This window comes from Pseudoalteromonas shioyasakiensis (assembly GCF_024518675.1).
GTDB lineage: Bacteria > Pseudomonadota > Gammaproteobacteria > Enterobacterales > Alteromonadaceae > Pseudoalteromonas > Pseudoalteromonas shioyasakiensis_B.
This window is the reverse complement of sequence record NZ_JANIGL010000002.1, coordinates 314360-328503: the sequence shown is the minus strand read 5'-3', so window position 1 is coordinate 328503 and position 14144 is coordinate 314360. Positions and strand designations below refer to the sequence as shown.

The 14144-nt window shown below is 40.4% G+C and carries 12 protein-coding genes; 8 read left to right on the top strand and 4 right to left on the bottom strand.

Features of this window, described 5'->3' with window-relative positions; all coding sequences use genetic code 11:
- The first annotated feature begins 1 nt into the window (after window position 1).
- Genes NQT69_RS07375 through NQT69_RS07360 form a run of 4 tightly spaced genes read left to right on the top strand, consistent with a single transcriptional unit; the run spans window position 2 to window position 5167 of the window.
- Window positions 2–1000, top strand: a complete 999-nt coding sequence (locus tag NQT69_RS07375) for a PilW family protein (protein ID WP_256827010.1) — start codon at window positions 2–4, stop codon at window positions 998–1000.
- Window positions 988–1470, top strand: coding sequence for a pilus assembly protein PilX (locus tag NQT69_RS07370; protein ID WP_256827009.1), 483 nt, complete (start codon window positions 988–990; stop codon window positions 1468–1470). Before NQT69_RS07375 ends, NQT69_RS07370 begins: the two co-directional genes overlap by 13 nt.
- Before the next feature lie 12 nt (window positions 1471–1482).
- Window positions 1483–4761 carry a pilus assembly protein gene (locus NQT69_RS07365; RefSeq protein WP_256827008.1) on the top strand — a complete coding sequence of 1093 codons (3279 nt, stop codon included), beginning with the start codon at window positions 1483–1485 and terminating at the stop codon, window positions 4759–4761.
- The gene (locus NQT69_RS07360) at window positions 4745–5167 is read left to right on the top strand and encodes a type IV pilin protein (protein WP_256827007.1); all 423 of its coding nucleotides are present in this window, start codon (window positions 4745–4747) and stop codon (window positions 5165–5167) included. The genes NQT69_RS07365 and NQT69_RS07360 overlap by 17 nt, the downstream gene beginning before the upstream one ends.
- 2 nt (window positions 5168–5169) lie before the next feature.
- On the opposite strand, the gene NQT69_RS07355 is transcribed toward NQT69_RS07360, so the two are convergent.
- Window positions 5170–5700, bottom strand: coding sequence for a GspH/FimT family pseudopilin (locus tag NQT69_RS07355; RefSeq protein WP_256827006.1), 531 nt, complete (start codon window positions 5698–5700; stop codon window positions 5170–5172).
- Between the two features lie 74 nt (window positions 5701–5774).
- Window positions 5775–6323: a GspH/FimT family pseudopilin gene (locus tag NQT69_RS07350; protein WP_256827005.1), complete on the bottom strand. Its 549-nt coding sequence runs from the start codon at window positions 6321–6323 to the stop codon at window positions 5775–5777.
- Window positions 6324–6514: 191 nt separating this feature from the next.
- On the opposite strand from NQT69_RS07350, the gene glnB reads away from it, so the two are divergent.
- Window positions 6515–6853: a nitrogen regulatory protein P-II gene (glnB, locus tag NQT69_RS07345; RefSeq protein WP_256827004.1), complete on the top strand. Its 339-nt coding sequence runs from the start codon at window positions 6515–6517 to the stop codon at window positions 6851–6853.
- Between the two features lie 92 nt (window positions 6854–6945).
- Here glnB and NQT69_RS07340 read toward each other — a convergent pair whose 3' ends face one another.
- On the bottom strand, window positions 6946–7707 hold the full coding sequence (locus tag NQT69_RS07340; RefSeq protein WP_256827003.1) for an outer membrane protein assembly factor BamD: 762 nt from the start codon (window positions 7705–7707) through the stop codon (window positions 6946–6948).
- 142 nt (window positions 7708–7849) lie between these two features.
- Here NQT69_RS07340 and rluD point away from each other — a divergent pair, with 142 nt between their 5' ends.
- The 3 genes from rluD (at window position 7850) to clpB (ending at window position 12233) form a co-directional block, all read left to right on the top strand.
- Window positions 7850–8827 (top strand): 23S rRNA pseudouridine(1911/1915/1917) synthase RluD, encoded by a 978-nt coding sequence (rluD, locus tag NQT69_RS07335; RefSeq protein ID WP_256827002.1) that lies wholly within the window; start codon window positions 7850–7852, stop codon window positions 8825–8827.
- 5 nt (window positions 8828–8832) lie between these two features.
- On the top strand, window positions 8833–9555 hold the full coding sequence (gene pgeF, locus NQT69_RS07330) for a peptidoglycan editing factor PgeF (protein WP_256827429.1): 723 nt from the start codon (window positions 8833–8835) through the stop codon (window positions 9553–9555).
- A gap of 101 nt (window positions 9556–9656) precedes the next feature.
- Window positions 9657–12233, top strand: a complete 2577-nt coding sequence (gene clpB, locus NQT69_RS07325; RefSeq protein ID WP_256827001.1) for an ATP-dependent chaperone ClpB — start codon at window positions 9657–9659, stop codon at window positions 12231–12233.
- 107 nt (window positions 12234–12340) lie between these two features.
- On the opposite strand, the gene NQT69_RS07320 is transcribed toward clpB, so the two are convergent.
- On the bottom strand, window positions 12341–13888 hold the full coding sequence (locus tag NQT69_RS07320; protein WP_256827000.1) for a methyl-accepting chemotaxis protein: 1548 nt from the start codon (window positions 13886–13888) through the stop codon (window positions 12341–12343).
- Window positions 13889–14144: the final 256 nt, after the last annotated feature.

The following is a 14144-nucleotide window of genomic DNA, read 5'->3' as shown; positions in this document are numbered from 1 at the left end:
TATGAACCAGAAAGGCTTTACCTTAATTGAAATGATGGTCGCTTTATTTATAGGTGGCTTAGTTTTAGGTGGGGTTATGTTTACATACATAAGTATGAAAGTGACGACCAAAGACACCATGACCATTGGTGAATTACAAGAAACTGGACGTCTAGCTCTTAATATAATGCAGCGAGATATAGAACAAATTGGTTTTTGGGGGACTTTTTATGAAGACTCATTTTCAGATGAAAACACTATTGTTGATGCAACTGCTGTTAATCCAAGTAAAGATTGTACCGCAGGACTAAACAATAAAAGCTTTCCTGATAATTCTGTAAATAGTAATTTTCGTACAGTGTATGCGATTGAGTCATCAGGTGGTTCGCAATTAAATTGCATAACAGGCTCAAGCAAAAACACTGATATCTTACAGATTAAATTTTTAGAAGGGTTAGAAATTGAGCCTACTGACACGAGTTTGAATAACGACGATAACTATTATTTTATCGCTGAGCAAGAATGGGGTGAGTTCACCCGAGGTCCCGCAAACCCAGCTAACCCTAACGCCACCGTATGGCGATATCGTCATCATACTTACTATATCGCGGAGCAATCTTACAAATTTAATGGGCAAGATTTAAATATTCCAGTATTGATGCGCAAAAGGCTTACACCAACAGGCGGCATGAGAACAGAGACTATTATGGAAGGTGTTGAAAACATGCGTTTTCTGTTTGGTTTAGATACTAATGCTGACAGTAAAGTTGATAGTTATCGTAGTGTCGAGAGCATGACTGCAAGTGATTGGGAAAGCCGAAGGGCTATTTTAACTGTTCAAGTTTTTATCTTAGTAAGGTCATTACAAGAAGATGCAAATCTAAACCAATTAAATCAAACATATACATTAGGTGAAGATGCTGAACAACGCGTGTTAGTTTTTGATGACCGATTTCGCAGGGCATTATTTACCACAACTATTCGGTTAAACAATATAGGGGCTAGTCAATGGCGAATTTAAAACCTGTCGCTAAACAGCAAGGGGTTGTATTGATAGTTGCACTTATTATGGTTGTAGCTGTATCGGGTATAGCTGTTACCTTAATGAGTAGCTCTAGTATTGATATTAAAATTACAAATGCTGCGTTTGAGCGTGAAGAAGCTGAAAATATATTGATGGGCAATGTACAAAGAGTCATTGCCGTAGAGGCTGCAAAAGATGGAACCAGTAAGCTGCTTTATACTAAAGAACAAATTCCAGGTGATGCAATCGCGTTAGAGACGATTGGGCAAACTGAAAGTGAGCTAAGTAATCTGAATGATGGTGCCATGGATTTGCCTTGTCCGCGCGATTATGATTATACCGCAGGTATTGCTTGTAACATGGTACAAATCAATTCAACTATAACTTATGGCTCTAAAAGTAAACACACCATAACGGTCACTACTGGTATAGCGCAGCAAATGGCTAGCCTAAACACCGGTGGTTAAGTGAGAAATATTATGAAAATAAACCCTCTATTATTAAAGTTATTGCTTGCTGTAATAGCAAGTGTCACTACATTTAGCTATGCAGAAGATATAGAGCTATATGTAAATCATAATGTCGAGCTTGATGAAAAACCACGAGTACTTATGGTGTTTGATACTTCAGGTAGTATGGCTTGGGATGTGACCGACGGTGGGCAGTGCTACAAGTGGGATGGGGTATCAAGAAATACTCCTCGCTTCTCTCAAATAACCTGTTTTGAGAGTAATAATGTCAATGATACTAACCAGTGTTTTAGAAAGTCTTCTAGCTATGAGGGGATACGGTATAGCCGGTTTTATAATAGTACAAGTACCTCTTCAGGCAGTTATAGCGGTGGTTACCCTGCCGCTACATGTAACGATAGTCGATTAAATATTGCGCAAAGCGCTATAAAGCAGTTAGTTAATGACAATGACGATATTGAATTTGGTCTTATGCGTTTTAATGGCGCTAATGGCGGATATGTTTTAGCTAGGTTAGGTTCATCTAAATCAACATTGTTAAATAAAATTGAAGGGTTGCCAGCAAGTGGTTCTACACCGCTTACGGAAACACTGTGGGAAGCTTATAGATATATTTCAGGTAAAAGTGTGGACTTTGCCGGGTCTGTTAGTAGTCGGGATAGAACTGCAGATATTTCTGGGAGTTACATTTCACCTTTTATACCTGTTGTAGGGGAACCTCTTCGTTGTGATAACAGTGTGAATATAATTTTAATGACTGATGGTGATCCAACTAGTGACTCAAATAGAAATAATAATATCAAAGATTTACATAATTCTTATTTTACGGGGAGCCCTCCGGTAGTAAGTGGAAGTTACCTAACCGCTCTGGCAAAAGTTATCAGTGGCACAAAAGATGTTGAAGTAGATTTATATACCCCAACCACAGAAGTACGTGAGTTTGGTCGGGTTTTCCCTATAGGCTTTGGCACGGGAATGAGTAACTCAGGGAAAGAGCTGTTATCGCAAGCTGCCACGTATGGTGGTGGGCAATATCTGCATGCGGATACTGCTGAACAGCTATCAGAAGCCTTAAAAAATACAATTACTCGTATTCGTGAAGTGAACGATACTTTTACATCTCCTTCAGTGGCTAGTAATAATGTGGATCAAACGCGCAGCCGAGATTCCATTTATTACGCTATGTTTTATCCTGATAGTGGTGCACGTTGGCGTGGTAACTTGAAAAAGTTAAAAGTGTCAGGTACACAAATTGTTGACTCATCAAGCAACCAAGCGCTTGATAGTAATGGTTTAATTGACAAAGGTGCGAGAACATTTTGGCTACCAAGCACTGCGAGCGCAGACGGTAACTCTGTAGAGAACGGTGGTGTAAATCTTATGCTTTCAACTACAGCAAGTAGTGGCCGTAAACTATTCACTGATGCGGGGTCTAGCGGGTTAATTGCTTTCACAAAAAATAATGTCTCTTCTGCTTATGGTGGTGATACTGCAGCCGCAGCTGCATTTGGTGTAAACAAAAACGACTTACAAGATACTATAGATTGGGCTCGTGGTATTGATGTTGATAATGAAGATGGTGACTCATCTTCCAGTGATCAGCGTGCAGATATATTTGGCGACCCTTTACACTCAAAGCCAGTGACCATTGACTACGGCAACGATGATGTACGTATATTAATTGGTACCAATGCCGGCTTTTTACATATGTTTAAAGATGCAGGTAATACGGTAAGTGAGAGTTGGGCATTTATACCAAGTAGTGTATATGGAATTATCGATCCTATTCGTAAAAATCAAGCAGACACTAAAAAGTATGGTATAGACGGCCCAATAACAATTTATTTTGATGACGCAAACAAAGATGGTGTTGTTAATAATAGTGACAGAGTGTGGGCTTTTTTTGGTATGCGTCGTGGTGGCCATAATTATTATGGTTTAGACATTACTAATCCGGACTCCCCTAGGCTAAAGTGGAAAATACAAGGTGGCAGTGGTACTTTTAAAGAGTTAGCACAAACATGGTCGGCACCAACAGTGACATTTATTAAGGCGTTTGGTGATGAACCTGTACTCATTTTTGGTGCCGGCTATGACACTAATAAAGATACCGTCGTTTTAGGTGAGGATGAGGAAGGACGCGGCATATACATTGTTAAGGCTTCTGATGGTAGTTTGCTGTGGGAGTTAACACCTGATAATGGAGGTTTTAAAGGTAAAAATAGTATTGCAGCCTCACTTACAGCACTCGATTCTGACTATGATGGCTATGTTGATCGTATTTATGCCGCGGATACTAGTGGTAGTATTTGGCGTATTGATATGCCAAGTGATAAAACAAGTGAATGGAGTCACTTTGAACTTGCTAAACTCAATGGTACTACTAATGCATTGGATAGGCGCTTTTTCTATAAGCCAATGGTTGCGCGCACAATGTATAGTAAAGTGTCTTATACCAGTTACAACGGAGACACAGTTGTTACAAGAAAAGATACCCCTTTTGATGCAATTCTTATCGGTAGTGGTAATCGCTCGAACCCTATAGGCACAATTACAAATGACCAGTTATACATGATTCGTGATACCAACACGATAACAAAAACATTTAAAAGTGCTGATATACCAGAAGCTATAACGATTGCAGATCTTATGAACGTTAACTCAGATCCATTTGGTAACGCATTAGATGATATTGAAGAGTTTACAGAAAAAGAGATTGATTTAGGTAATAAAGATGGTTGGTATTATGATTTACCCGCAAGTGGAGAGAAGTCGCTAGCGGCTGCCACTGTTGTCGGCGGTGTGGCTTATTATACAAGTTATACTCCAGCTTCAGCAACCGAAACGGTTAACCAGTGTTCTTTGACTGGGGGCTCAGGCTCATTATATGCATTCCATTTGCACTATGGTACCAAGGTCTATGATCAGCTTAGTTTTATTACCAGTAATGATGTGCCAGATACGCCGCAACTTTACTTTGGCAGTGTTGACAGTTGTGCCGACAATAACACAAATGGTTATTGTGATACTGAAAGTGGAGAGACTGAAGATGAAAAAGTTGAAACAACAAGTCAGTTCTTAATGATAGGGCCGGGTATTAAAGCGAGCGATAGTAGTGATTTAAGTGCGCAAAACCCATTCATACCGAAAAAAATAAATGGCCCGGGTATCTCATTTGATGAAGACGGAAAAATTGACCTAACTGATGATGCTATACCTATTGGCTTTGGCTTTAATACACAACAAACTTTTATTTATAAGCGAGAAGTAAATGACAATCAAAAATAATACTCAGCTAGGGTTTACATTAATTGAGCTTATGATTGCAGTTGCTATTTTAGGAATTATAGCGTCGATAGCGTTACCTAGCTATTTTGAGCATGTAAAACGTACATCACGTACAGAAGCTATAACAGCATTGTTAGATGCCGCGAACAAGCAAGAGCAGTTTTTTGTTGATAATAGAGAATATACAGCTAGCCTGGATAACTTAGGCGTTACTAGCCCAACAGAGCACGGCTTTTATAGTATAACGGTTGATGTTGATAATGATGGGGGATCGTTTAGTTTTACCGCGACACCTGTTGCAGGTCCACCGTTAAAAGATGACGAGTGTAAGACGTTGACTATAGACGATGCAGGGCTGAAAACAGCTACTCCTAAGGCAAACTCTTCGCTTTGCTGGGGTAAATAACATTACTCTAAACAGCGTTCAGTGTCTTTAACTTTAGATCTGCCAGTATGACTGATAGAAATAGCAAGCCCTTTATGGCTTGCTTTTTCATATTCAGGGCAATATAAAAATGTACCATTGTGTAAGCCCATGGGCGTACCATCGTTGCGAAAGGTTAAAAATGTTCTTGGGTAGGTGAGCATATCTTTATGATGGGTTGGGTCAATATTGAATAATATTTTATCGGTACCATCTAAAATCCCAATTTCATCACTATCAGTGAATATTGTCAGCTCTTGGTGCCAACTATCATGAATACATTGTTTATTTTTAAGTGGACAAAAAGTAACGTTTTCGCTGTGTATTATGGCTTTTAAACGGGTAAAGCTTATAGCACGATTGATTTTTGCGATGTGGTTATCGAGGCGATTATTTATAAGCAGCGGCTGATAATTAAATAAAACTAGATGGCACAAGATTGATAATATGGCTACAAGAATGATTGTTTCAATTAATGTTGTGCCGTAAAGGGTGCTAGAGTGTATATCCTTCATCCATGAAGTTCTCAATTATGATCGATATATTAAAAATAGCTGGACCTAAAATAGATTCAAGTTAGAGTTTAAAATTAATCACAATTTTCATCTGTATCACCGTTATAAAATGCAGTCCCAGACAAGAATATAGATAAGGCTTTATTGTTTTCGTTATTGGAATTAGGGCAGTATATAAATGTACCCACACTTGTTGTTACTCTGCCACTAGCGTCAAATATTAGTGAGTTTCCACCATTTCGAAAAGTAAAATTACTATGTGCAGGTATTTCTTCCATAACTCTTAAAATAATATCCTGATCTAAAGGATTGTGAACACCATCAGAGTTACTATCATAAAAAACAAAAATTGAACCAGATGACCAGTCACTTAGGCAAGAAACACTCGCATTATCCTGGATACTACTAGTTTCACCGCTACAAACTTTAACGAGTGAATCTGAACTAGTGGCTTTAGAACGCGCAAAGTTTATATTGCGTTTTAGTTCTAGTAAAAAATTTTCAGCTCGATTATTCTCTAGCATATCACTGCTATCCCATAGAGCAATTGCTGCAAGAATGCCGACAATGGCAATGGTGACCATTAGCTCTAAAAGCGTAAAACCGCGTTGTATTTTTTTCATATATACCTCTAAATACTAGGAACTCACAAACAAGTGGTACTAACAACGTATTTTATAGCGATAGTTGTTAGGTTTTTAATAATCATACCATTGTTGATGATTAAATCACCGTAATTCAATTGCTTTGTTTGCTATGAACTGCAGGATTGTCTAAAATCGACTCAAACAGAATTTAAAAGTAGCAACAAACAATGAAAAAAATAGAAGCAATCATCAAACCTTTTAAACTAGACGACGTACGTGAAGCATTGTCAGAAGTAGGGATTACGGGAATGACAGTAAGTGAAGTTAAAGGCTTTGGTCGTCAAAAAGGGCATACCGAGCTCTATCGTGGTGCTGAGTACATGGTGGATTTTTTACCTAAAGTAAAACTCGATATCGTATTGGGTGATGAAAATGTCGATCGTGCCATTGAAGTTATCGTTAACACGGCGCAAACAGGTAAAATTGGCGATGGTAAAATTTTCGTCACTGATGTCGAGCGTGTTGTTCGTATCCGTACAGCAGAAGAAGATGAAGACGCTATTTAATGTATGTTAACTTAAGTAAATGAGTTTTCACTCAATATAAAAAAGGCGCTAAATGAAAAAAGTTAGCGCCTTTTTTTATTGGTTTTTGAAACTTATTGGTCTTGATTTAACTCGCGGGTCACTCTTGCGTGTTCACTCAACTCTGGTAATCCGAGCTTTTCATAGCTTTTTTCCATTATTTCAAGCGCTTCATTTAAATAACTGCTTTGTGAATAATGCTCAACCACATATTTACCACGGTTAGCGGCCGCAAGGTAAGCTTCGCGCTCAAAATAGTAATCAGCTACTTTTAACTCATAACGAGCCATTTTATTTAGTAACCAAACTAAACGGCGCTTTGCTTCAGGCGCATAGCCACTTTGTGGGAAACGGTTTACCAAGGTTGATAAATCAGTAAAAGCAACTCGTGTACGGTTAGCGTCACGGTCGGCTCTGTCGATACCAAAATATTCTTGGAAAGCATTTTCATCCGCTTTAATGTTAACCAAACCACGCATGTAATACATGTAATCTAAATCTTTGTGGTTAGGGTTTAAGCGAATAAAGCGGTCTATAGTCGCCAGTGCCTGCTCCGTATTACCTGCTTGATAATGCGCATATACTAAATCCATTTGTACTTGTTTAGACATGGGACCAAACGGATAGCGTGAATCAATAGCACCTAATAATTGAATTGCGCGGGCATAAAGGCCTGAATCTAACGTTTGCTTTGCGTCTTCATAAAGTGCTTGTGCTGACTTATTAGGAACGCGTTGGATATCTTCTTCATCTGGCGCTGACGAACAGGCCCCTAAACCAAGTAATGAAACTGTAAAAACAATGGCGAATGCACGTTTCCCTATTCTATTTATCATTTTATTTGTTACCTTCGATGTCTTCGGCTAGGCCAACTGGGTAAAACCGAGTAAACTATGCTTATTATATAAATGCTTTTATTAAAAGCGATTCTAACCCAGTCGAGCACAGCTTGCACTGGTAAATTGGGTAAAGTTACTAATGTCAGAACAAATTTCTCTTCAAGCCGAGGTGCCAACTGAGTTAGGCGGTAAACGTCTAGACCAAGTATTGGCGCAATTGTTCCCTGATTATTCACGTTCACGCATAAAAACGTGGATTTTGGATGATAAAATCACCGTGGATGGTGAAATTTTCAACACACCAAGAGAAAAACTCTTAGGTGGCGAAATGGTCAATGTCGAAACCAGTATCGAAGCGCCACGTGAATACGAAGCGCAAGATATCAAATTAAACATCGTTTATGAAGACGATGATATCTTAGTTATTAATAAACCTATGGGTTTAGTTGTGCATCCTGGTGCAGGTAACCCAGACGGCACTGTACTAAATGCATTACTGCATCATTATCCTGAGATTATCAACGTCCCGCGTGCAGGTATTGTACACCGCCTTGATAAAGACACCACTGGATTAATGGTTGTTGCCAAAACAATTCCTGCACAAACTCATTTAGTGACTGCCTTACAAAAACGCGAGAACTTCACTCGTGAATATGAAGCGATTTGTAATGGCACTATGACCGCAGGTGGCATGGTTGAAAAACCAATCGGCCGTCACCCAACGCAACGTACGCATATGGCAGTACATGAGCAGGGTAAGCCAGCTATCACTCATTACCGTGTAGCGGAAAAGTTCCGTGCTCATACACGTTTACGTTTGCGCTTAGAAACTGGCCGTACGCACCAAATACGTGTGCACATGGCGTTTATAAATCATCCACTGATTGGTGACAAAGCCTACGGCGGTCGTCCGCGTCCACCAAAAGGTGCTACACCAGAGTTGTTTGAAATGCTCAGAGCATTTAACCGTCAAGCATTACATGCAGTTAAACTGAGCATTGCTCACCCAATCACGGGCGAAATGATGACATGGCAGGCACCTATTCCAGATGATATGGTGGCTATGACACACGCATTACGTGAAGACACTAAAGCTAATCCAAATATTGATTTGTAAGCATGATGATCACACCTACATGGCAGGCAGCAAGTAACATTGGCGCCCTAAGTACCACGCGAATAGGGGGCCTTTCGAGTGCTCCTTATGCAAGTTTTAACTTAGGTTTACATGTAGGTGATGATGAACAAACTGTTTTAGCAAACCGTGAGCGTTTAGCAACTCATTTACCCGCTAAACCTATTTGGTTAAACCAAGTTCATAGCAGTGATGTAGTAATTGTTGATGAGGCATTTGATAAGGCACATTTATCTGATGCTGACGCCTTGTACACACGCTTAGCTTTGCAACCTTTAGCAATAATGACTGCCGATTGTTTGCCGATTTTGCTCAGTTCTGGGTGTGGGCAGGAAATTGCCGCAATTCATGGTGGTTGGCGCGGGCTCAATAGTGGCATAATCGCTAATACTCTTGCGCAGTTCACCACGCCTTTAGACAAAGTGATTGCATGGCTTGGGCCAGCCATTGGTGCAGATAAATTTGAAGTTGGCGCTGAGGTTAAATCTGCATTTTGCCAACAATCAGCTGAACATTTACACGCTTTTCAAGCCATTGAAAGTGGTAAATATCTAGCTGACATCTATATGATTGCTCGCAGCCAATTAAAACAATTTGGTGTAACACACATTTCAGGTGGTGAATATTGCACTGTCACCCAACAAGAGCAGTTTTTTTCTTACCGGCGTGATGGCCGAACCGGTCGCATGGCTACTTTGATCTGGCGCTAATAATATTAATTAAGTGTTATTATATTTTTTGTAAAACCTTGAACAAATCAGCAAACATACCCATTAATTAAGCAATTAGTTTTTTTTATAGGTAACCCCTTATGCGTTTAGATAGATTTACCAGTAAATTTCAATCTGCGCTTTCAGATGCTCAATCATTAGCGCTTGGTCGAGATCATCAATTTATTGAACCTGTACATTTGATGTATTCGTTACTACAGCAAAGTGGCTCGAGTGTGCGTGCCTTACTAGCACAGGCAGGTGTCAGTGCAGATGAACTTAACACCAAATTATCAAAAGAGATTGAAAAGTTATTTAAAGTGGAAGGTGTTGGTGGCGATGTTCAATTGTCTAATAACATGGTTTCACTGATCAACTTGTGTGACAAATACGCGCAAAAGCGCAAAGACAAGTTTATTTCTAGCGAATTATTTGTACTTGCCGCCTGTGAAGATAAAGGGCCGCTGGGCGATATTTTCCGTGCTTTGAATGTAACAACGAGTAAAATTGAAGCGGCAATAGAAGCGATTCGTGGTGGTCAAAAAGTCGATGATCCCAATGCTGAAGAAACTCGCCAAGCCCTGAAAAAATTCACTATTGATCTCACCGAGCGTGCCGAACAAGGCAAGCTGGATCCTGTCATTGGCCGTGACGATGAAATTCGCCGGACGATTCAAGTATTACAACGTCGCACGAAGAATAATCCAGTACTCATCGGTGAGCCAGGCGTAGGTAAAACGGCGATTGCCGAAGGGTTAGCTCAGCGCATTATTAATGGCGAAGTGCCAGAAGGGCTGAAAAACAAACGCGTATTGTCTCTTGACTTAGGTGCGCTAGTAGCGGGGGCAAAATACCGCGGTGAATTTGAAGAACGTTTAAAATCAGTACTCAATGAACTGGCTAAAGAAGAAGGCCAAGTCATTTTATTTATTGATGAAATTCATACTATGGTCGGCGCAGGTAAAACTGATGGCGCCATGGATGCCGGTAATATGTTAAAGCCTGCACTGGCCCGTGGTGAGCTGCACTGCGTGGGTGCAACAACGTTGGATGAGTATCGCCAATACATCGAAAAAGACGCAGCCCTTGAGCGACGTTTTCAAAAGGTATTAGTTGAGGAGCCATCCGTTGAAGATACCATTGCTATTTTGCGTGGCCTAAAAGAGCGATATGAATTACATCACAGTGTAGATATTACTGATCCTGCCATTGTTGCCGCAGCGCATTTATCACACCGGTATATTAGTGATAGGCAGTTACCCGATAAAGCGATTGATTTAATTGACGAGGCTGGTTCGTCAATTCGTCTGCAAATAGATTCAAAACCCGAATCGTTGGATAAATTAGAGCGCCGTATCATTCAGTTAAAGCTCGAAGACAACGCACTTGCAAAGGAAAAAGACGAAGCGAGTCAAAAACGTCGCACAGAGATGCAAGAGCTGATCGGTGAACTTGAATCACAATACCGTGAACTTGATGAAGTGTGGAATGCAGAAAAAGCCTCTTTACAGGGCACTCAAGTGATCAAGGCGGAGCTAGAACAAGCGCGTTTAGATTTAGAAGTAGCACGACGTGCAACCGATTTACAGCGAATGTCAGAACTACAATATGGTCGAATCCCTGATCTTGAACGCAAGTTAGACCTTGCCTCGCAAGCCGAAATGCAAGATATGAGCTTGTTAAAAAATCAAGTTGGCGAAGATGAAATTGCAGAGATTTTATCGCGCTGGACAGGTATTCCGGTTTCTAAAATGCTACAGGGTGAGCGTGAAAAGTTACTGCAAATGGAAGATCAACTCCATGCAAAAGTGATAGGACAAGACGAAGCCGTGGTTGCCGTATCAAACGCGATACGCCGTTCTCGCGCAGGACTTGCTGATCCCAATCGCCCAATTGGCTCATTTTTATTCTTAGGGCCAACAGGGGTGGGTAAAACTGAGCTGACCAAAGCACTGGCAACTTATATGTTTGATACTGAAAGTGCCATGGTACGCATTGATATGTCAGAGTTTATGGAAAAACATTCAGTAGCTCGCTTAGTGGGCGCACCTCCAGGCTATGTTGGCTATGAAGAGGGGGGCTATTTAACCGAAGCCGTTCGTCGACGTCCATACTCTGTAATTTTACTTGATGAAGTAGAAAAAGCGCACCCTGATGTGTTTAACATTTTGCTACAGGTTTTGGATGATGGCCGCTTAACCGATGGTCAAGGACGTACTGTAGATTTTAAAAATACCGTGATCATTATGACCTCAAATCTAGGCTCAGATATTATTCAAGAGCAGGCGGGAAGTAATGATTATGATACGCTCAAAGAAAAAGTGATGGGTGTATTAGTGAGCCAATTTCGACCAGAGTTTATCAATCGGATTGATGAAACGGTGGTGTTCCACCCATTGGCGAATGAGCATATTAAAGAGATTGCCGATATTCAGTTAACTAAATTACGAGAGCGCTTAACTGAAATGGGATATTTATTAGATATTAGCGATGCAGCTTTAGAGCGAATTGCAGCCAGCGGTTTTGATCCAGTATATGGCGCACGACCACTGAAACGAGCCATTCAGCATACAATTGAAAACCCATTAGCACAAAAGCTACTCGCTGGTGATTACCAAAGTGGTAATATGATAGTTATTGACGCCGATGAAAATGGGCTGATATTTAGCGCACGCTAGGAGTATTAGCTATCAAATATTAAGGCCAGCAATTTGCTGGCCTTAATTTTATTATCAGAACTTTTAAGTTTGTAACTTAAAATGCATGTACAAGTAGTAACTCAATACTAGACTTTAAACGTATGCAGAATGTCTTTCACCTTACTAGAGCCTTCCACTAAGTGTGCTGCATCCTTGGCTACATTAAAGCTCAAGCTTAGGTTTTCATCACTAAAGCCTTTAATCTGTTCGACATTCACACCTATATCACCACTCACCGTTTGTTGCTGCTCCGCGGCGGCTGAAATCTGTGTTGCAAGTTGTGATATTTCGCTGATTTGAGCAAAAATACTATCTAGCTCAATTTGTGTATGTCCAGTGGTATTAACACATTCATCAGCTTGGGCTTTGGTGTTTTTCATAACCGTTGACCAACTAAACAGTGTGTCTTGAATTTCTTTAATTGAACTGTGGATTTGAGACGTTGCTCTTTGCGTACGCGAAGAAAGCGCTCTTACTTCATCAGCAACCACGGCAAAACCTCGGCCATGTTCACCCGCTCGGGCTGCTTCAATTGCGGCATTCAATGCCAGTAAGTTGGTTTGCTCTGCGATACCTTCAATCTCAGTCATTACTTGGCCAATTTTATCTGCTTCAGCTGCGAGTGCGTTTGCAGTACTGGCTGCTTGCTCGACTTGAGAGGCTAAATCGGACACCATTGAACTATTGTCCGCGATATGCTCTTTAATATCAGAGCAACTTTGATAGGTTACACTTACTTTTTCAGCGGTGTGGTGCGTGTTGTTTGATATCTCACCAATAGTAGCGCTCATTTGTGACATGGCAGTGGCTATTTGGCCTAAACGTTGTCCTTGTGCTGAGATACCTTGCTCGGTGAGCGAAGACTGATTATCTAAGCTTACAGCAATACTATTAAATGTTACTGTGGCGTCTTTGATGCGGCCAAGTACGGTACGCAATTTGGCGCTGAGCATTTCGCGGTTGTACTCACTAATGCTAAAAGGGTGAGCACCAACGTAAATATAGCGAGAGACCGAGTCAAACTCTGCTTTCTGTTGCTTTAAAGCCAACGGTGTCACAATCAGCTCGTCGTAATTGAGCAATATAATTAAAGCTAAAAAAACCGTCGCAAAAAGTGCTACTGCCATAGATGTGTAAACAACGAGTCCTAGCAAACCTACGATAGCCAAAATAATGCAAAGCAGCTGTCTGACTCCAACTTGCTCTCTGAATGAGGTGACGGACTTGCCTTCATTTATTTTTTTGTATAGCGCAATGGCTCGTTGTTTTAGTTGTTCTGAAGGTTTTGTTCGTACTGATTGGTAGCCAACAAGTTGGCCGTTTTCGAAAATTGGCGTTACAAAAGCATCAACCCAATAATAGCGGCCGTCTTTACAACGATTCTTTACCATGCCTCGCCAAGAGTGCCCAGCTTTGAGTTTTTCCCACATTTCTTTAAATGCAGCTTTAGGCATATCTGGGTGACGCACAATATTATGATTTTTGCCTACTAGCTCTTCTAATGAATACCCTGCAATATTGCAAAAAGCATCATTAGCGTAAGCGATCACACCGCGTAAGTCTGTAGTTGAGACTAGCTCTTGTTGCTGTGAAAAAGAAACTTCTTCATTGATTAGTTCTTGACCCCGACGCATGGGCTTTCCTTAAACATACTTTTTTATTAATGCCAATTATAAAGTTAATACATAGTTTATAAAGGGAAAATACCGAAAATTGGTATTTACCAGGTGTTAACTGCTATTTTTATGATCTAAAACAAAAAACGGCAAATTTATTTTTCTGTGCTTTGCTGAATACGTATCGCTATTTAGTCGGTCTTTATTAATTAGCTGTCTCAGTTGCACAGCAGTGGTGCGATTAAAGCAATTGTATATTCGGCCTTTCAATGGC